The 18,261-nt window shown below is 63.1% G+C and carries 12 protein-coding genes; 5 read left to right on the top strand and 7 right to left on the bottom strand.

Annotated features, from left to right (window positions below):
• Both VMA74_RS03505 and VMA74_RS03510 read left to right on the top strand, forming a co-directional pair.
• Positions 1 to 1,779, top strand: a 1,779-nt coding sequence (locus tag VMA74_RS03505) for an enterotoxin (RefSeq protein WP_325364857.1), incomplete at its 5' end; no start/stop codon positions are given.
• 283 nt (positions 1,780 to 2,062) lie between these two features.
• On the top strand, positions 2,063 to 3,937 hold the full coding sequence (locus VMA74_RS03510) for a beta-galactosidase (protein WP_325364859.1): 1,875 nt from the start codon (positions 2,063 to 2,065) through the stop codon (positions 3,935 to 3,937).
• A gap of 23 nt (positions 3,938 to 3,960) precedes the next feature.
• Here VMA74_RS03510 and VMA74_RS03515 read toward each other — a convergent pair whose 3' ends face one another.
• From VMA74_RS03515 to VMA74_RS03540, 6 genes are all read right to left on the bottom strand, one after another.
• Positions 3,961 to 5,256, bottom strand: coding sequence for a carbohydrate porin (locus VMA74_RS03515; RefSeq protein WP_325364861.1), 1,296 nt, complete (start codon positions 5,254 to 5,256; stop codon positions 3,961 to 3,963).
• 386 nt (positions 5,257 to 5,642) lie between these two features.
• The gene (gene typA, locus VMA74_RS03520) at positions 5,643 to 7,472 is read right to left on the bottom strand and encodes a translational GTPase TypA (RefSeq protein ID WP_325364863.1); all 1,830 of its coding nucleotides are present in this window, start codon (positions 7,470 to 7,472) and stop codon (positions 5,643 to 5,645) included.
• Between the two features lie 278 nt (positions 7,473 to 7,750).
• Entirely contained in the window at positions 7,751 to 8,029 is a 279-nt protein-coding gene (locus VMA74_RS03525) for a hypothetical protein (protein ID WP_325364865.1), read from the bottom strand.
• Between the two features lie 143 nt (positions 8,030 to 8,172).
• Positions 8,173 to 8,550: a type II toxin-antitoxin system VapC family toxin gene (locus VMA74_RS03530; RefSeq protein ID WP_325364866.1), complete on the bottom strand. Its 378-nt coding sequence runs from the start codon at positions 8,548 to 8,550 to the stop codon at positions 8,173 to 8,175.
• 4 nt (positions 8,551 to 8,554) lie between these two features.
• A complete protein-coding gene (locus VMA74_RS03535) occupies positions 8,555 to 8,791 on the bottom strand; it encodes a type II toxin-antitoxin system Phd/YefM family antitoxin (protein WP_325364867.1) in 237 nt (78 codons plus the stop codon).
• 118 nt (positions 8,792 to 8,909) lie between these two features.
• A complete protein-coding gene (locus tag VMA74_RS03540; protein ID WP_325364868.1) occupies positions 8,910 to 10,307 on the bottom strand; it encodes a GntP family permease in 1,398 nt (465 codons plus the stop codon).
• A 338-nt stretch (positions 10,308 to 10,645) separates the two neighbouring features.
• On the opposite strand from VMA74_RS03540, the gene VMA74_RS03545 reads away from it, so the two are divergent.
• The 3 genes from VMA74_RS03545 to VMA74_RS03555 all read left to right on the top strand — a co-directional run bounded on the left by VMA74_RS03545 (position 10,646) and on the right by VMA74_RS03555 (position 17,355).
• Positions 10,646 to 12,871, top strand: coding sequence for a TonB-dependent receptor (locus VMA74_RS03545; RefSeq protein ID WP_325364869.1), 2,226 nt, complete (start codon positions 10,646 to 10,648; stop codon positions 12,869 to 12,871).
• Between the two features lie 55 nt (positions 12,872 to 12,926).
• Positions 12,927 to 13,952: a PHB depolymerase family esterase gene (locus tag VMA74_RS03550; protein ID WP_325364871.1), complete on the top strand. Its 1,026-nt coding sequence runs from the start codon at positions 12,927 to 12,929 to the stop codon at positions 13,950 to 13,952.
• 106 nt (positions 13,953 to 14,058) lie between these two features.
• A complete protein-coding gene (locus VMA74_RS03555) occupies positions 14,059 to 17,355 on the top strand; it encodes a hybrid sensor histidine kinase/response regulator (RefSeq protein ID WP_325364873.1) in 3,297 nt (1,098 codons plus the stop codon).
• Between the two features lie 139 nt (positions 17,356 to 17,494).
• Here the strand turns inward: VMA74_RS03555 and VMA74_RS03560 are convergent, their stop codons facing one another.
• The gene (locus VMA74_RS03560; RefSeq protein WP_325364875.1) at positions 17,495 to 18,169 is read right to left on the bottom strand and encodes a response regulator transcription factor; all 675 of its coding nucleotides are present in this window, start codon (positions 18,167 to 18,169) and stop codon (positions 17,495 to 17,497) included.
• Positions 18,170 to 18,261: the final 92 nt, after the last annotated feature.

Here is an 18,261-nt window from a genome sequence, read left to right on the forward strand (position 1 = left end):
AAGGTCGACGATCTGTTCGCCTTGATGCTGCCCAACAAGACGTCCATCCCATCCCGCGACATGCAACTGCTGGTGCCGCCGTCGGTGCAGGCGTTGCCGGTCGATGCCAAGGCTGCCACGCTGGCCAACCGACTGCCCGGCAAGGCGATCAGGGCGGTCTTCGGCGATGCAGAGCAGCGCTTCCGCATCCAGTGGCAGCTCATCCAGCGCGAAGGTTCGCCTTATCTGCGCACGGTGGTGGTCGTTACGGCGCTGAAGCAGGATGAGCCGCTTACCAGCGTTTCGCTGCTGCCCTCCAGCATCGACCACGCGGAAGTGGATGGCGTGGTAAAAGGCTCGCCGGTGGTGGCGGGTCATCTCTACCTGGGGCTGGAGAATCCACTTTCCGATAGCGAGGTGCGCGGCAAGCACGTGCTGCTGTCGATGGCGCGCAGCCTGCCGCTGCGCAAAGGGCAGTCGATTACCTATTCCGCCGTGGTGGGCGTGGTGCGCGATGGCCAATTGCGGCGCGATTTCGCCAGCTACGTGGAACGCGAGCGCGCGCATCCGTACCGGCCGTTCCTGCATTACAACTCCTGGTACGACATCGGCTATTTCACGCCATATACCGAAGCCGAGGCGCTGAATCGCATCAACACCTTCGGCGAAGAACTGACGGTGAAGCGCGGCGTGAAGCTTGATTCCTTCCTGTTCGACGATGGCTGGGACGATCGTTCCGGCAGCTGGCATTTCAGCAAGGATTTTCCGCATGGCTTCGTGCCCTTGCGCGAAGCGGCTGCAAAGTACGGCGCCGCGCCCGGCATGTGGCTGTCGCCCTGGGGTGGCTACAGTACGCCAAAGGAGGAGCGGGTGGAGCACGGCAAGGCCGCCGGGTACGAGATCGTCAACGACGGCCTGGCGCTGTCGGGGCCGAAGTACTACCAGCGCTTCCACGATGTGGTGATGACGCTGTTGAACGAAGATGGCATCAACCAGTTCAAGTTCGACGGTACCGGCAACGCGGACAGCGTGTTCCCCGGCAGCCGTTTCGACAGCGATTTCGCAGCGGCGATCGAGCTGATCAAGGACATCCGCGCCGACAAGCCCGATACCTTCATCAACCTCACCACCGGCACCTGGGCGTCGCCGTTCTGGCTGCGCTATGCCGATTCGATCTGGCGTGGCGGCGAGGACGACTGGCACGCGGGCGTGGGCACGGAACGCGAGCAGTGGATCACCTATCGCGACCAGCAGACCTACGAGAACATCGTGATCCAGGGGCCGCTGTTTCCGCTCAACTCGCTGATGCTTCACGGCATCATCTACGCGCAGATGAACAAGCGGCTCAATACCGATCCGGGGCACGATTTCGCCAATGAAGTGCACAGCTACTTCGCCACTGGCACGCAGTTGCAGGAGATGTACATCACGCCCTCGCTGCTGAGCGAGAGCGATTGGAACGTGCTGGCCGAGGCAGCGAAGTGGTCGCGCGCCAATGCCGACGTGTTGCGTGATACGCACTGGATCGGTGGCGATCCGGGGCGGCTGGATGTGTATGGCTGGGCGGCGTGGTCGCCAGGTAAATCGATCATCACCTTGCGCAATCCGGATGCACGCCCGCAGACGGCAGTGATCGATCTGCAGCGGCAACTGGAATTGCCTAAAAATGCGGCGCGCCGCTTCCGCGTACGCGATGTGTGGAACAGCGGCGGTGATGTGCCGGATCAGCTGGACGCCGATCATGTGAGCACGATTACGCTGGCGCCGTTTGAAGTATTGACCCTTGAACTGACGCCTTGAGGTAACCTCGGGCGCTCTGTGCTTGTGCGTGCCAAGGTGCGTTCCCTCCCCCCGGATCAAGTCCGGGGCAGGCTCTGCATGCAGGGGAGGGCGAGGGTGGGGTGCGAGCGCAGCGAGCGGCAGAACCCGATGTTGCCGCCATGCGCTTCTAGCGATCGGAAGTCATGGTGAGTTTCGGCTGCGCGCTAAAGCATACGCAACCCCACCCCAACCCTCCCCTGCATGCGGGGGAGGGAGCTACATCATGGCAAGATTCAACCAGTTCGTTCGGGATGAGTAACTCATGCAACGCCGTGATTTTCTTCGCTTCGCCCTGCTGACGCCGCTTGCGGCAAGCCTGCCGCTAGCCGCGGAGGAAACAGTCGCCAAGCTTTCCACCGAACCCACCCCCGACGGCAGACCTCGCCGCTTCGAACTTGGCCGCCAGCACTTCCTGCTCGACGGCGCGACGTTCCAGATCCGCAGCGGCGAAATGCATCCTGCGCGCATTCCGAACGATTACTGGCGGCACCGCATCCACATGGCCAAGGCGATGGGGCTCAACACCATCGCGATCTGCCTGATGTGGAATTACTTTGAAAGCGAACCGGGCGTGTTCGACTTCACCACTGAGAATCGCGATTTCGTGCGTTTCATCAGGCTGTGCCAGGCCGAAGGCATGTGGGTGTACCTGCGTCCTGGCCCGTATGTCTGCGCCGAGTGGGATCTGGGCGGCTTGCCGGCTTATCTGTTGCGCGATCCTTCCATTCGCGTGCGCACCAAGGACGACGCGCGCTACATGCAGGCGGTGCAGCGCTATATGGATGCGGTCGGACCGAAGATCGCGCCGTTGATGGCGAGCCAGGGCGGCCCGATCCTGATGGTGCAGATCGAGAACGAATACGCCTCGTTCGGCCATGATCTGTCCTACCTGTTGCGCTTGCGAACGATGTGGCAGGCGCACGGCATCAATGGCCCGTTTTCGATTGCCGATGGCCTGGGTCAGTTGCAGAAGGCCGGTACTTATGTGCCGGGCGCGGCGTTGGGGCTGGATGGCGATACGGATTTTGCCGCGGCGCAGATCATCGCTGGCGAGGCGCCGGTATGGATGAGCGAGGGTTATCCCGGCTGGCTTACGCATTGGGGCGACCTGCTGTTCCAGCGCGGCAACTATCTGCCGACCCTGCGCAAGCTGATGCAGGAAGGCCGTTCGTTCAACATGTACATGGTGCATGGCGGCACCAATTTCGGCTTTAACGCAGGCGCCAATGCGCGCGACGACTACGCCAATTTCGAGCCGGTGATCACCAGCTACGACTACGGCGCGCCGATCAACGAGTGCGGCGAGCCCACGCACGATTACCGCGCCTTTCGCGCGACCATCGCCGCACATCTGCCGCACCCTCCGGTCGACCTGCCGCCGCCGGTGCCGCGCGCGCATTTTCCCGAACTGATCGCGCAACCCTACGCCTCGATCTGGGACAACCTGCCGCTGCCGTCGCGGATGGTGAAGAAGCCCGATCCGAACGAGATCCTGTTCGCACAGGACCATGGCATGGTGCTGTACCGCAAGACGCTGCTCAACGGCGGCATGCTCAACATGGAAGGCTTGCGCGACTACGGCACCATCTTCAGCGACGGCAACTATCTGGACTACGTGTCGCGCGTCAACAAGCCTGGGCTGCACGTGAAGAATTACGTGGACATTCCGCCGCCGGCGAACGGCGCCGGCACGGTGGTGGACGTGCTGGTCGACAGCTTCGGCCACGTGGGCTATGGCCAGGCAATGTACGACTTCAAGGGCATCGTCGGTGCGGTCACGCTCGATGGCGAAGAGCTGCACGATTGGCAGGCACACAGCCTGCCGCTGGATGAGACCTATATCGCAGGCTTGCCGCCGATGGCGGCGACGTCGCCGTCGCGCCTGCGTCCAGGCATGTTTTTCAAAGCTGTCTTCAATCTCGACAAGGTGGGCGATTGCTACCTCGACATGAGCGATTGGGACAAGGGCTACGTGTGGGTCAACGGCCATTTGCTGGGACGTTATTGGCACATCGGCCCGCAGCAGCGCCTGTTTTGCCCGGGGCCGTGGTTGTGGCGGGGGCGCAATGAGGTGCTGGTGTTCGACATGCACAAGGTGATGCCGACGGCGATTCGGTGCAGCGACCGATTGGGTTGAGCCGATACGGCGTATATCGGGCGTCAGAATTGGATATGCGCCCGCAATCCCGCGAACCGTGCCGGCCCGCGGTCGCGGTTGTAGCCGGGATTGCGGATGAACTGCAGGTCCGGGCTGAGCGTGAGGTGATCGATCACCGCGATGCTGTAATACAGCTCCGCAATCTGCTCCGGTCCATAGCGCAGTCCGCCATCGCCGAGCAGAAAACCATCGCCGCCCAGCTGCAGGTATTGCACATGCGAAGGCGATAGCCCTTCCACGGCAATGCCCACGCCAAGCCGGTCGTCCGAACGATGCCAATGCGCGCCGGATAGCTGAAAGCCGCCGCTGAGCAAACGATCCACCTCGGCGAAAATGAAGGATTCGGTGTGCCCATCGTTCCAGCCGGCGCGCATGAAAAAACCGGTGTCGCCGTTATCCGCCACCGGCAGTTCGCCGTTGATGCCGACGCCGAACTTGTGGCGATCCGGTGCGTCATCGGCATGGATGTCCGGCACCTTTCCGGTGAGCTGCGCAACCTCGATCGCTTGCTGGTAAATGCCCAGGTTGCCCTTGTTGTAATAGCCGAGGAAGCGCAATGCCCAGCCGTCGGGCTTAGGTTGTAGCGTCAATTCAAGCTGCTGTCCGCTAGCGGCGCCGAGCGATTTCACCAGCGCCTGGCCGTTCGCTTCCACCGGCATGCGGTAGATGCCATAGCGCAAGGCCCAGCCTTTCATGATCCAGCCGATCATCACGCCATCGGTATAGCCGCGCGTGTCGGAGGCGAAATCCCAGGCGGTGTTGTTCCACAACGACCAGTTCATGAACTGCGTGCGGGTGGCGTTGGCGTAGCGGTTCTTGTCGAAGTCGTCGTTCACGGCCATCAGGCCGATTTTCACTTCGAGGTGTTTGATCGCCTCATGGCCGGGCAGTTGATCCTGGCCGCGTCCCACTTCGGTGGTGTCATTGCTCAGCGGCAGCACCCAGCGCAGGTAGCTGCGCGCCACATAGGGCCGCTTGCCCAGGTTGGCCGTGCCGGAACGGATGATGTCGCCATTGGTAAGCCCGCCCAGGCCGGTGGCATTGCTGACGCCTTCGCCTTTGAACATCTCCACGTCCCAGTAGTACTGGAAATGCCAGGGCAGGGCGATGCCGAAATAGGCGCCGAAGGTGTGCGAGCGTGCGGTGGAACCATCCGCCTTCACGCTGAGCGGGCCGTTATAGGGCGAGTGCACGCGTGACTGGTTTTGATCAACGAAGCTGTATTGCGCGCCCAGCCATTGCGGGGTGAAGAGCGGGGCGTCATCGGCGTGCGAGCACAGCGGTAGCAGTGTGAGCAACAGACACGACAAGAGCGTGTGATGGCGTTTCGAGGATGGGGTCATGCGCGACGAAGAAGCGGCCCTTGTTGGTGCGGACGGATGCTGCGGGGTACGCAACGAGGTGTCAACGCAGCGACGTAGGCAACCTACGAACTGATCGGCGCTATGTCTGAGTTACGCGACACATGGCTCCCTCCCCTGCGAAGTAGGGGAGGGCTGGGGTGGGGTTGCATGCGCTTGCCGCATAGTTGAATTCATCGCGAGATTGCTTCACCCCACCCCAACCCTCCTCCAATACACGTAGGGGAGGGAGCTGTTTTTGGCGAGCGTGAAAAATCCGGCCGCTGTGCTGCAAACAAAAAGGCCGCCTTGCGGCGGCCCTTCGCTTGAATCGCGACATGCACTTAGCCGCCGCGCGACGCCTTCTTGCGATCGTTCTCTGTCAGGTGCTTCTTGCGCAGACGGATTTCCTTCGGCGTCACTTCCACCAGCTCGTCGTCGTCGATGAAGTCCAATGCCTGTTCCAGCGAGAACTTGGTCGCCGGGGTCAGCTGGATCGCGTCGTCCTTGCCGGAGGCGCGCATATTGGTCAGCGGCTTGGGCTTGATCGCGTTGACGGTGAGGTCGTTGTCCTTTGCGTGGATGCCGACCAGCTGGCCTTCATAGACCGAGTCGCCTTCGGCCGCGAACAGCTTGCCGCGTTCCTGCAGCGGCCCCAGCGAGTACGCGGGCGTGGTGCCGGCGGCGTTGGCGATCATCACGCCGTTGAGGCGCTTGGCGATCTGGCCTTCTTCCTTCGGACCGTAGTGGTCGAATACGTGGAACAGCAGGCCCGAGCCCTGGGTGAGGGTCTTGAACTGGTTCTGGAAGCCGATCAGGCCGCGGGCCGGGATCATGTACTCAAGACGCACGCGACCCTTGCCGTCCGGCTCCATGTTCTTAAGCTGGCCCTTGCGGATGCCCAGGCGCTCCATCACCGGACCCTGGTGGATTTCTTCCACGTCGATCACCAGCTGCTCGAACGGCTCCATCTTCTGGCCGTCGATTTCCTTGATGATCACTTCCGGACGCGACACGGCCAGTTCATAGCCTTCGCGGCGCATGTTCTCGATCAGCACCGACAGATGCAATTCGCCGCGGCCCGACACCAGGAACTTGTCGGCGTCGGAGCCTTGCTCGACCTTCAGCGCCACGTTGTGCACCTGCTCGCGTTCCAGGCGGTCCTTGAGCTGGCGGCTGGTGAGGAACTTGCCGCCGGAGAGATCCTTGTTGCCGGCGAACGGCGAGTTGTTCACCTGGAAGGTCATGCTGATCGTCGGTTCGTCGACGGTCAGGGCCGGTAGCGCTTCGGGTGTATCGAGCGCGCAGACGGTGTCGGAAATGGTCAGGTCCTGGATGCCGGAGATGGCGATGATGTCGCCGGCTTCGGCGCTGTCCTGCTCGATGCGCTCCAGGCCCATGAAGCCGAGCACCTGCAGCACCTTGCCCTGGCGCTTCTTGCCTTCGCGGTTGATCACGGCGACCGGCATGTTCTTTTTCAGCGTGCCGCGCTGGATGCGGCCGATGCCGATCACGCCGACGAAGTTGTTGTAGTCCAGCTGGCTGATGCGCATCTGGAACGGGCCGTCCGGATCCACGTCCGGCTTCGGCGCGTGATCCATGATGGCCTGGTACAGTGGGGTCATGTCGCCTTCGCGCACGTCCTGGTCGAGCGAAGCGTAACCGTTCAGCGCAGAGGCGTAGACGATCGGGAAGTCCATCTGCTCCGGCGTGGCGCCGAGGCGGTCGAACAGATCCCACACCTGCTCCACCACCCATTCCGGACGGGCGCCCGGGCGGTCGACCTTGTTCACCACCACGATCGGCTTGAAGCCCATCGCGAAGGCTTTCTGGGTGACGAAGCGGGTCTGCGGCATCGGGCCGTCCATCGCGTCGACCAGGATCAGCACCGTGTCGACCATCGACAGCACGCGCTCCACTTCGCCGCCGAAGTCGGCGTGGCCTGGGGTGTCGACGATGTTGATCCGGTTTTCACGCCACTTGATGGCGGTGTTCTTGGCCAGGATGGTGATGCCGCGTTCTTTTTCCTGGTCATTGCTGTCCATCACGCGTTCGGCCAGCACGGTGCGTTCGGACAGGGTGCCCGACTGCTTCAGCAGCTGGTCGACGAGGGTGGTCTTGCCATGGTCGACGTGGGCGACGATGGCGATATTGCGCAGGTTTTCGATGGACATGAATGCCGGACTTGGGCAGCCGTAAGGCCACCGCGATGGTTTAGGTCAGGGTTAACCTGTGGATTATACGGGGTTATGTGACAGGTTGCTTGCGCCCGTTGAACCCCGTCTCTCCCGTGCTTGATCCAGTCCCTGAAGGGCCGGAGGGCTTTTCGCCAGGGCATCCTTGCCCATGCCCCCTTGCGGGGCCTTGTCCTCCGGCCCTTCACCGCCCCCGATGGGGGCCGGGAAGAGCGGGCGCGCATCCTGCGCGCATCGCCGTCGCGTCGCGACGTTCATCAGGCCTCGACGTCTTCTTCTTCTTCCTCGTCCTCTGCATCTTCCTCGAACTGCGCCAGCTCTTCGACGCGCACGAAGTTGGCGGCCTCGTCGGCGAAGGCGATGCGCTTGCCGTCGGCGCACATCGGGCGCACCGCCTGGGTCTTGTTGCCGCCGTCCAGGGTTTCCACCAGGGCGAAGCAGACCAGGGCGGCGGCGCTTTCCTCGCCGGCTTCGTCGTAGACGGCAACCCAGCCGTTGGCGGGAAGAATCTGCAGGATGTTCGTTTGCTTGGACATGGCGACTCCGCTTGCTGAAAGGCGCGCAAGCTTGACTGGAGTACATGACGATCGCAAGCGCGACCGGCTACGTGCGATAGGCGGGCTCGCGTGATGCCGATGGCGCTGCTGATCACGAATACGAAGGACCGCAGCTAAAATGCTCAAACGGTAAGAACCAAGTCCGTATATGCACTGAGGTGACTATCGGCCGTGAGCAGTCGAAGAGGTTCCGACAACGCCTGTGCCACTAACAGCCGGTCAAAAGGATCACGGTGTATATCGGGAAGATCCCGAACCAGTGCAGCATGCTTGGCGCGTATCGGCAACTCGGTATATCCAATAGCTTCGATTTCCGAAACAAGCTGGTTGACATCGGCATCCAGCTTGCCCAGGCCTGCTTTGATCGACATTTCCCAGATGCTGGCGCTGCTTACATACACATCTTCGGCCTCGACAATCAGCTTGCGCGCGGCCTTTGACAGCTTGCGGTCGTCGGTAACGGCCCACAGAAAGATATGCGTATCAAGCAGCAGGCGCATGACATCAACGTCCCTCGAAGTCAGCCAGGACGTCGTTGGGCAGCGGTGCGTCGAAATCGCTTGCGATACGGATTTTTCCCTTCAGCGTTCCGAACCGGCGTACTTTTTTCGGCTGCTCCATCGGGACCAGCCTCGCAGCCGGCTTGCCAGCTTTGGCGATGACGATCTCTTCGCCGTTTGCGGCCGCGTCGACCAGTCGCGAAAAATTAGTCTTGGCGTCGTGGATGTTGACGGTTTGCATGGCGGGTCCCTGGGCCTGCTGGGGTTAGTCCACCTTAGTCCGCTCGTGACAAGCCTGTCAATCGTCGGCACGTAGGTTGGGATGACAATCCCAGCATTTGCCATACATGCCCAACCGTTCAGACGAGCCCGGTGAGATAGAACACCCCGATCACCACGAACACCGCCGCCGTCTTGATCAACGTCACCGCAAACACGTCGCGATACGACTGCCGATGTGTCAGCCCGGTGACGGCGAGCAGGGTGATCACCGCGCCGTTGTGCGGCAGCGTATCCATGCCGCCGGAGGCCATCGCGGCGACGCGATGCAGTACCTCCATCGGAATGCCCGCCGCCTTGGCGTTCTGCACGAAGGTGTCGGCCATCGCGGCGAGCGCGATGCTCATGCCGCCGGAAGCCGAGCCGGTGATGCCGGCCAGCGAGGTGACGGACACCGCCTCGTTGACCAGCGGATTGGGCACCGCGCGCAAGGCGTCGGCCACCACGCGGAAGCCGGGCAGCGCGGCGATCACCGCGCCGAAACCATATTCGGAAGCGGTGTTCATCGACGCCAGCAATGCGCCGCCGACGGCGGCCTTGCTGCCTTCGGCGAAATGTTTCGTGACCGGCCGCCACGCAAACAGCAGCACGCACAGAATGCCGAGCAGCAGCGCGCCTTCGACCGCCCAGATCGCGGCCAGCTTGGAGACGTCCTGCACCACGGGCGGCGCATGGGCGATCACCGCCGGCACGAACGATTGGGTGTGGCCGTAGACGCGCGGAATCCAATGCGTGAACAGCAGATTGGCCACGCCCACCAGCACCAGCGGCAGCAGGGCAATCAAGGGATGCGCCAGTTTGCCGCCTTCGAACCGCGCCGGTTCGTTGATCTGGTTGTCGCCATAGCCTTCGCCCGCAGCCGCCGCTTTGCGCCGGCGCGACTCCAGATAAAGCATGCCCGCCACCAGGATGAACAACGCGCCCAGCGTGCCGAGCCACGGCGCGGCCCAGGCGGTGGTACCGAAAAAGGAGGTGGGAATGATGTTCTGGATCTGCGGCGTGCCCGGCAGCGAATCCATGGTGAAAGTGAATGCACCCAGCGCGATCGTGCCGGGGATCAGGCGCTTGGGAATATCCGATTCGCGAAACAGCTCCACCGCGAACGGATACACCGCGAACACCACCACGAACAGCGACACGCCGCCGTAGGTGAGCAACGCGCACACCAGCACGATGGAAAGCATCGCGCGGCTGCGGCCGACCAGGCCGATGGTGGAGGCGACGATCGCCTTGGAAAAACCGGACAGCTCGATCACCTTGCCGAACACCGCGCCCAGCATGAACACGGGAAAGTAGAGCTTGAGAAAGCCCACCATCTTGTCCATGAACAGGCCGGTGAACATCGGCGCAACCAACGATGGATCGGTAAGCAGCACCGCGCCGAGTGCCGCGATGGGGGCAAACAGGATCACGCTGTAGCCGCGGTACGCCGCCAGCATCAGGAAGCACAGGGCTGCCAGCACGATGAGAAAAGCCATTCCGTTCGTCCTTTTTTTGATACGAGCATCCGAACCGGAAAATCCCTGGCTCGTCATCCCGGCGCAGGCCGGGATCCAGTCTGAATACATCGTGCGAAGCACCCGAGCCAAACATGTTGCGTGCTTTGCACGGTTGATTAGAACTGGATTCCGGCCTGCGCCGGAATGACGAGCGAGTGTGGCTCCCGGTAGGGGATGGAGAATTCGCGCTGTCAGTATCCGGGCAGTCTCGTATCACGCGGCACTGTACGAAGGTACAAGTGCCAGCCATCCACCGCTTGCCTAAGCTGCACAGCATCGGCATCCGTGGGCGGATGCGCGTCAATGCGAGGGGAGACATGAAGCGTAGCCATTTGAGCCTGGCCATCGGTGTAAGCGTGGCCTGCGCCGCGCCGTTGTATGCGCAGCAAACCACCACCAACACCCAGGCCGCCGACAGCAGTCAGGACAGCAGCGCCCCGAAGAAGCTCGACCAGATCACCGTCACCGCACGCAAGCGCGAAGAAACCCTGCAGGACGTGCCGATCGCGGTCAGTGCATTCACCGCGCAATCGCTCTACAACCAGAACGTACAAGACCTGGGCGATCTGCAAGGCAAGGTGCCGGACCTGCAGATCTACGCCGCGCGCGGTTCCAACACCACGCTCACCGCCTATATCCGCGGCCTCGGCCAAGCCGATCCCACCTGGGGGTTCGATCCCGCCGTGGGCATCTATCTCGACGACGTGTACATGGCGCGCCCGCAAGGGGCGCTGCTGGATGTGTTCGACGTGGATCGCATCGAAGTGCTGCGCGGTCCGCAGGGCACGCTGTACGGCAAGAACACCATCGGCGGCGCCATCATATATGTGTCCAAGCCGCTGCCGACCAAGACCGAAGGTTCGGTGGAAGTCACGGCCGGTACGCATGGCGAGAAGGACGTGAAGGCAGCGGTGGGCGGCGCGACGGCAGACGGCGTGTGGCGCGGCCGCATCGCCGTGGCCAGCGAGCACAACAACGGCTTCGGCAGCGACATCCTCACCGGCAGCCGCAACGGCAACAAGAACACCAATGCGGCGCGCGCCACGCTGGGTTTCTTTCCCTCGCAGGACTTCAATGCGCAGTTGGAAGTCGATGGGATGCACGACAATTCCAACCCGCGCGGCGCCAAGCTGCTGGAGGCCAATTCGTTCTACCCGCAATATCAGCCGCTGCCCAGCGACTACAACACGCAAAGCGGCATGCCCCAGCTCAACTGGACCCGCATGAAGGGCGCGGCGTTGACCTTGAACTGGATCGTCAGCCAGGACTGGACTCTCAAGTCGATCACCGCCTATCGCAGTTCCAAGACCGACAGCAATATCGACTTCGATACCCTGCCGGTCGCCGTGGCCGACGTCGGCGCCATCTACAAGGATCATCAATTCAGCCAGGAAATCCAGGCGAATTACGATTCGGGCGGCGCCGTGCACGGCGTGATGGGCCTGTATTACTTCAATGGTTCGGCGGCTGGTGAAATCCACAACGTGTTCCTGGGCTCGCCGCCCTACAGCACGCTGGGCTTCTCCGAATACGGCAGCACCGGCGGCAGCATGGGCACGCGCAGCTACGCGGCTTATGGCGATTTCACTTGGGATATCAGTCCGGCGTGGAGCCTGGACGTGGGTGTGCGCGCCACCGACGAAAAGAAGACGGCGATCATCCAGAACTATCTTTATGCGGATGGCACGTTCAGCACGCCGATCGGCACGCTGGCCGATTTCACCGGTTCGCATACCTCGCACAACGTATCGCCCAAGCTGTCGCTGGATTACACGGTCAACCAGGACATCAAGCTTTACGGCAGCTACAGCGAAGGCTTCCACTCCGGCGGCTACAACATCCGCGCCAACTGCGCCGCCCTTCCGGAATCCTGCCGGCCGATCCAGGACGAGAAAGTGCAGTCCTTCGAATTGGGCAGCAAGATGAGCTTCTTCGACAATACTTTGATGATGAACTCCGCGTTGTTCCACAACGTGTATTCGAACATCCAGCTCTCGGTGTTCACCTCGTACACGCTGCCGAACGGCACGCAAGGCTTTTTCGGCGATTTCACCAACGCCGGCAGGGGCCATATCGACGGCTTCGAAGAAGAATTTGCCTGGTACCCCTCGCAGGCGTGGACGCTCAGCGGCAACTTCGCCTACTTGCATACCAAGTACACGCAGTTCTACAGCGGCGGCGTCAACATCGCCAACACGCAGTTCTTCACCAATGCGCCGAAGTGGTCGGGCGGCCTGACCTTGCAGCGCAGCTTTCCGCTGGGTGCGTATGGCGACTTGAATGCGCGCCTGAATTATCAATACCAGACGTCGGTGTGGCCGGAAACGACGTTGTCGCCGCTGATCAAGCAGGGCTCGTATGGCCTGCTCAATGCGGGCCTGATCTGGCAGATCGATCAGCCGTGGTCGCTCAGCTTGCAGGGCACGAACCTGGGCAACAAGTCGTATCGCACGACGGGGTACAACATTGCGGCGCTGGGTATCGTGACGGGCTTCTATGGGCCGCCGCGGATGGTTACGCTGTCGGCGAAGTATACGTTCTGATTTCAAATGCCACAGCCTTCGCTGCATCGAGTGTTCTTTTGCAAGGATCTGGATCATGCGCGGAATAAAAACGATAGGCATGGGTGTGCTGCTCATCGCAGCCGCAGCTCATGCGGATGACGCGGCGCAAGCGTTGCCGCATCTGAAACTCGATCCGTCCCGCGTCGCCGTGGCCGGCCTTTCTTCCGGCGCCTACATGGCCACGCAGGTACAGATCGCCTATCCGGAACTGTTCCCCAAGGCCGCCTTGATTGCGGGTGGCCCTTATGGCTGCGCCGAAGGCAAGTTGCAGACCGCGCTGAGCACCTGCATGAAAGGCGAGCCTGCGCCGGATGTGGCGGCCTTGGTCGCCATCACCAGGCAGCGTGCGCAGGATCATCAGGTCGGGCCGCTGCAAGACCTCGCGCACGGCCACGTGTATCTGCTGCACGGCACGCACGATAACGTGGTCGCGCCCGTCGTCGCGGAAGCCGCCGCGCAATTCTACGAGGCGCTGCGCAAGGAACCCGGGTTGTCGGGCCTACAGGTGGAAGACGACGGCCGGCGCGCGTTTGCGCACAACTTGCCGGTGGCTGCCACCGGCGATGATTGCAGCAAGTCGGTATCGCCTTATCTTGGCCATTGCGGTTTCGACGCGGCGGGCGCGGTCTTCACGCAGCTGTTCGGCGATGCTCCGCACGCTGCGACACAGGCGCATGGCCAGCTGCAGCGCTTCGACCAGAATGCCTTGAAACCCGACGGTGCCGATGCCTTGCTCGCCGCCACCGGCTATCTGTACGTGCCGCCCGATTGCGCGGCCGGCAAGCGCTGCGGCTTGTTGGTGGCGTTCCACGGCTGCAAGCAGAATGCCGATGCGGTGGGGCAGGCCTTTGTGAAGGACGCCGGCTTCAATCGCTGGGCCGACGTCTACGATGTGGTCGTCCTGTATCCTCAAACGCGGGCAAGTTTCGCACCGTTGAATCCGCAGGCATGCTGGGACTGGTGGGGCTATTCGGGCAGCAACTACGACACGCGGCAGGGCGTGCAGCCGCGATGGGTGGTCAATGCCGTAAAAAGCCTGGGCTTGCCCATACGCCATTGATACGACCCACCCGATGCCACGTAGGTTGGGGTGAGCGCAAGCGAACCCCAACATCGCCATGCCTGGGCAAACATAGGCCTCGCCCAAGCCCGCACAGGACATTGCCATGCTGAGCGCCGGCCTGATCGCCACCGCCGCGCTGATCTGGCTGGGCCTGCTGTTCGGCGTCGCGCTTACCGGCGAACGCCGTCCCCATTTGTTCGAGAAACGCTGGGCGATCGTCTACGCGCTGTCGCTGGCGATCCACTGCACGTCGTGGACGTTCTACGGCACGGTCACGCAGGCGAGCCGGTCCGGCTGGTGGCTGCCGCCGACGTTCGTCGGCGCGATCCTGATGTACTTGTTCGCGGTGTCGGTGTTGCGCAAGCTGGTGCAGCTGGCGCGCGAGTACAACGCCGGTTCCATCGCCGACTTGATCGTGGTGCGCCTGGGCCGGCACGCCGGGCTCGCCGCCTTGGTGACCTGCGTGGTGCTGGTGGGCATCGTTCCGTACATCGCCTTGCAATTGAAAGCCGTGGCGATGAGCTACATGCTGCTGCGCCGTGGCGAACTGGCGGAATCGGCGCCCTGGCACGACATTGCCTTGTACGTGGCCTTGCTGATGGCCTTGTTTGCGATGTTGTTCGGCACGCGGCGCGCTTCGGCCATGGCGCACAATCGCGGGCTGGTGCTGGCGATGGCATTCGAATCGCTGTTCAAGCTCGGCGCGATGCTGGCGCTGGGCACGTTGCTGTTCACGCCGCTGCCGGCAGGCGCGGCGATCGGTACGCCGCCGGCGCATGACAGCAGCGGTTTTCCGGCGCTGATTCTGCTTGGTGCGCTGGCGATGTTCACCTTGCCGCACCAGTTCCATGCGGGTGTGGTGGAGTGCCGCGACAGTTCGCATATACGCACGGCGCGTTGGCTGTTTCCGCTGTACATGTTGCTGATCGCGCTGCCGATCCTGCCGCTGGCGAAGCTGGGCGATGCATGGCTGGCGCCCAGCGGCGTGCCTTCCGATCTTTACGTGCTGGCCTTGCCGTTGGCGCGCAATCAGCACGGGCTGGCGCTGGTGGCGTTTCTCGGCGGCTTGAGCGCGGCCACCAGCATGGTGGTGGTGGCGACGCTGGCCTTGAGCCTGATGGTGGTGAACCACTTTATTGCACCGTTGCGCGTACGTGCCGGCTGGGGACGCGATGAGCAGGGCGATCTGCGCGGCGAGGTCTTGAACCAGCGCCGCGCCGCGATTCTTGCCGTGATCCTGCTGGCGTGGGCATACAGCCGTTTGCTGGCGCGCAACGATGTACTGGCGGATATCGGTGCGCTTTCGTTCTCCGCGCTGGCCGGGCTGGCGCCGGCCTTGCTCGCAGCGGTGTATCGCCCGCAGCTCGGGCCGCGTGCGGTGGCGTGGGGTTTGGCGATCGGCACGCTGGTCTGGTTGTACGTGTTGTTGCCGGCGGGTATCGCGCATCCGCCGGCTTGGCTGCAGCAAGGGCCATTCGGCTTGCGCTGGCTGACGCCCGACGGTTTCCTGGGGCTGGATGATTGGAGCCGCCTCGGACGCGCCGTGGTGCTGAGCCTGGTCGCGAACGTGCTGGTCATGCTGGCGGTAGCCAATACGCGTTATGGCCGTCGTCGCTGGCGGCCGGGGATCAGCAATGTCACCGTGGCGGAATTGCGCGCGCTGGCGGAGCGCTTTCTGCCGGCCGAACGCGTGGAGCGCGTGTTTGCCGGCACCGCCACGCAAGCCCGCGCGGGCAATGCGCGCGTGGCGGAAGTGGAGCATGAATTGGCGGCGGTGATCGGCGCGGCCTCCGCGCGGCTGTTGCTGGAAGTGGTGCATCGCCAGGGACGGGCCGAGTTCGACACGGTGGCGGCGATCGTCGGCGAAGCGGCGCAGGATCTGCATTTCAGCCAGCGCGTGCTGGAAGCTGCGTTGGAAAACATGAGCCAAGGCATCTGCGTGGTGGATTCGGAGTTGCGGCTGGTGGCCTGGAATGGCCGTTACGCCACGCTCTTCGGTTATCCGCCCGAATTGCTGCAGGTGGGGCGGCCGGTGGCGGACCTGATCCACCGCAATATCGCCGCCGGCATCATCGGCCCGGGCGACGTGGAAGGGCGCGTGCGGCGACGGCTGGCGCATATGCGTGCCGGCACGGAACTCATTTCCGAGCGGCGCTTTCCCGATGGCACGGTGGTGGAGATACGCGGGCATCCCATGCCCGGCGGCGGTTACGTGGCAACCTTTACCGACGTCACTGTATTCCGCGAAACCGCGCACGAATTGATGCTTGCCAATGAAACGCTGGAGTTGCGCGTAGCCGAACGCACGCGCGAACTGGCGCAAGCAAACGAAGCGAAAAGCCACTTCCTCGCCGCGGTGAGTCACGACCTGATGCAACCCTTGCATGCTGCGCAACTGTTTGCGCATGCCTTGGGCGAGCGTGGTTACGACGCGGCCAACGCGCGGCATCTCAACGATTCGCTGGCGGCGACGGAGGGCTTGCTGGCTGGCTTGCTCGATATCGCGCGCCTGGAAGGCGGGCGCCTGCAGCCGCAGCCGCGCGATTTTCCGTTGGCGGAAGTGTGGGAGCCGTTGGCGGCGGAATGCCGTGCCTTGGCGCGTGATCGCGGTGTGCGTCTGAGCGTGGTCGACAGCCGTGCCTGGGTGCATTCCGACCCGCTGCTGTTGCGGCGCGTGTTGCAGAATTTTTTGTCGAACGCATTGCGTTACAGCGAACGCAAACGTGTCGTGCTGGGCGTGCGTCGTCGCGCGCAGGGTTTGCGGCTGGAAGTGTGGGATACCGGGCCGGGCATCGTCGAAGCAGAACGCGGCCTGATCTTCGAGCAGTTCCGCCGCGGCAGCACGGCGGGCGGGCAGGGGCTGGGGCTGGGTTTGTCGATTGCGCAGCGGATGGCGGCGCTGTTGGAACATCCGCTCGGCCTGCGTTCGTGGCCGGGGCGTGGCAGCGTGTTTTACGTGGACGTGCCGTGTGCCACCACGGCGTATCACGCCACGGCACCGACCGCAGCAGAGGTGCTGCCGTTACCTGCAGGACGCGCGCTGATTCTGGATAACGAACCGGCGGCGCTCGCCGCGCTGGGTGCGCTGTTGCATAGCTGGGGTTGGGAGGTGCATGCCGCCGCGCACGCTGGACAAGCGTTGGCGACGTCCTGGCGGCCGGATTTGTGCGTGCTTGATTACCATCTCGACCGCGGGCAGACCGGATGGGACGTGCTGACGCATCTGCGTCGCGATTATCCGGATGTGCCGGCGGTGATGCTGACGGCCGATCGGGATGGCGAATTGCGGCAGCGTTTGCTCGATGCCGGCGTGATGGTGTTGCACAAGCCGCTGAAGCCATTGGCGATGCGGCAGGTGCTGCAGAAGGTGATGGCGGGGCGCGAGATCGCTTCCAGCTAGCCGTATCGCCGCGCATGCTCGCGTAGGTTGGCGGTGAGCGCATGCGAACCCCACCGTTGCTATGCAGAGCGCAATGTTGGGGTTCGGCGTTGCCTCACCGCCAACCTACGAGGGATCGTGTCATAAGCGTGAGGATGAGCTATGCGCTCATGGGCGCAGATCCAGCCCCTGGCTCACCCAGATCCAGCATGTGCAACAACACACCCGCCTGCGTGCGATTGCGCACTCCCAACTTTTCAAAAATCGCCGTGGCGTGCGCCTTTACCGTGCGCTCCTGGATGCCCAGGCGATCGGCAATCTGCTTGTTGAGCAAGCCTTCGCCGAGCAAGGCCAGCACGCGGTATTGCTGCTCGGTCAGGCGCGCCAGCCGGGCGGCGAGATCGGCGTCGGCAGGATGGCTCGGCAATGCGGCAACGCTGCGCGCCAAGGCGGCCGGCAGCCAGTTGCCGCAGTTCAACACGGCGTGCACGGCTTCGCTGATTTCACTTGGGTTGGAGCTCTTCGGGATGAAACCCGCGGCGCCGTGGTCGAGCACACGCCGCACCACGCGCGGCTCATCGTGCGCGGACACCACCAGTACCGCCACCGCCGGATATTGCCCGCGCAAGGCGGCAAGGCCGGAGAGTCCCTGGCTGCCCGGCATGTGCAGGTCCAGCAGCACCAGGTCGATATCCGGATCGGTCGCCAGCGCATCGAGCACGCCTTGCAGATCGCAGGCTTCGCACACGCTGCAGTCGTCCAGGTGCTCGCTGGCTGCCTGGCGTAGTGCGGCGCGGAACAGGGGATGGTCGTCGGCGATAAGCAGTCGCGGCATGACGCGGACCATAGCGGTGGCGGGCAGTCACGTCGAGATGCAAAGCGTCATGTTGTACTTTCGTACGATGGCCGGCGGACACAGGCTTGCTA

Source organism: Dyella sp. (assembly GCF_035508675.1).
In the GTDB taxonomy this organism is placed as follows: Bacteria; Pseudomonadota; Gammaproteobacteria; order Xanthomonadales; family Rhodanobacteraceae; genus Dyella_B.

Coding starts and splice junctions, on each gene's coding strand:
- VMA74_RS03545 (WP_325364869.1), top strand. CDS start 10,646: ATGAAGCGTAGCCATTTGAGCCTGGCCATCGGTGTAAGCGTGGCCTGC.
- typA (WP_325364863.1), bottom strand. CDS start 7,472: ATGTCCATCGAAAACCTGCGCAATATCGCCATCGTCGCCCACGTCGAC.
- VMA74_RS03535 (WP_325364867.1), bottom strand. CDS start 8,791: ATGCAAACCGTCAACATCCACGACGCCAAGACTAATTTTTCGCGACTG.
- VMA74_RS03510 (WP_325364859.1), top strand. CDS start 2,063: ATGCAACGCCGTGATTTTCTTCGCTTCGCCCTGCTGACGCCGCTTGCG.
- VMA74_RS03530 (WP_325364866.1), bottom strand. CDS start 8,550: ATGCGCCTGCTGCTTGATACGCATATCTTTCTGTGGGCCGTTACCGAC.
- VMA74_RS03555 (WP_325364873.1), top strand. CDS start 14,059: ATGCTGAGCGCCGGCCTGATCGCCACCGCCGCGCTGATCTGGCTGGGC.
- VMA74_RS03525 (WP_325364865.1), bottom strand. CDS start 8,029: ATGTCCAAGCAAACGAACATCCTGCAGATTCTTCCCGCCAACGGCTGG.
- VMA74_RS03550 (WP_325364871.1), top strand. CDS start 12,927: ATGCGCGGAATAAAAACGATAGGCATGGGTGTGCTGCTCATCGCAGCC.
- VMA74_RS03560 (WP_325364875.1), bottom strand. CDS start 18,169: ATGCCGCGACTGCTTATCGCCGACGACCATCCCCTGTTCCGCGCCGCA.
- VMA74_RS03540 (WP_325364868.1), bottom strand. CDS start 10,307: ATGGCTTTTCTCATCGTGCTGGCAGCCCTGTGCTTCCTGATGCTGGCG.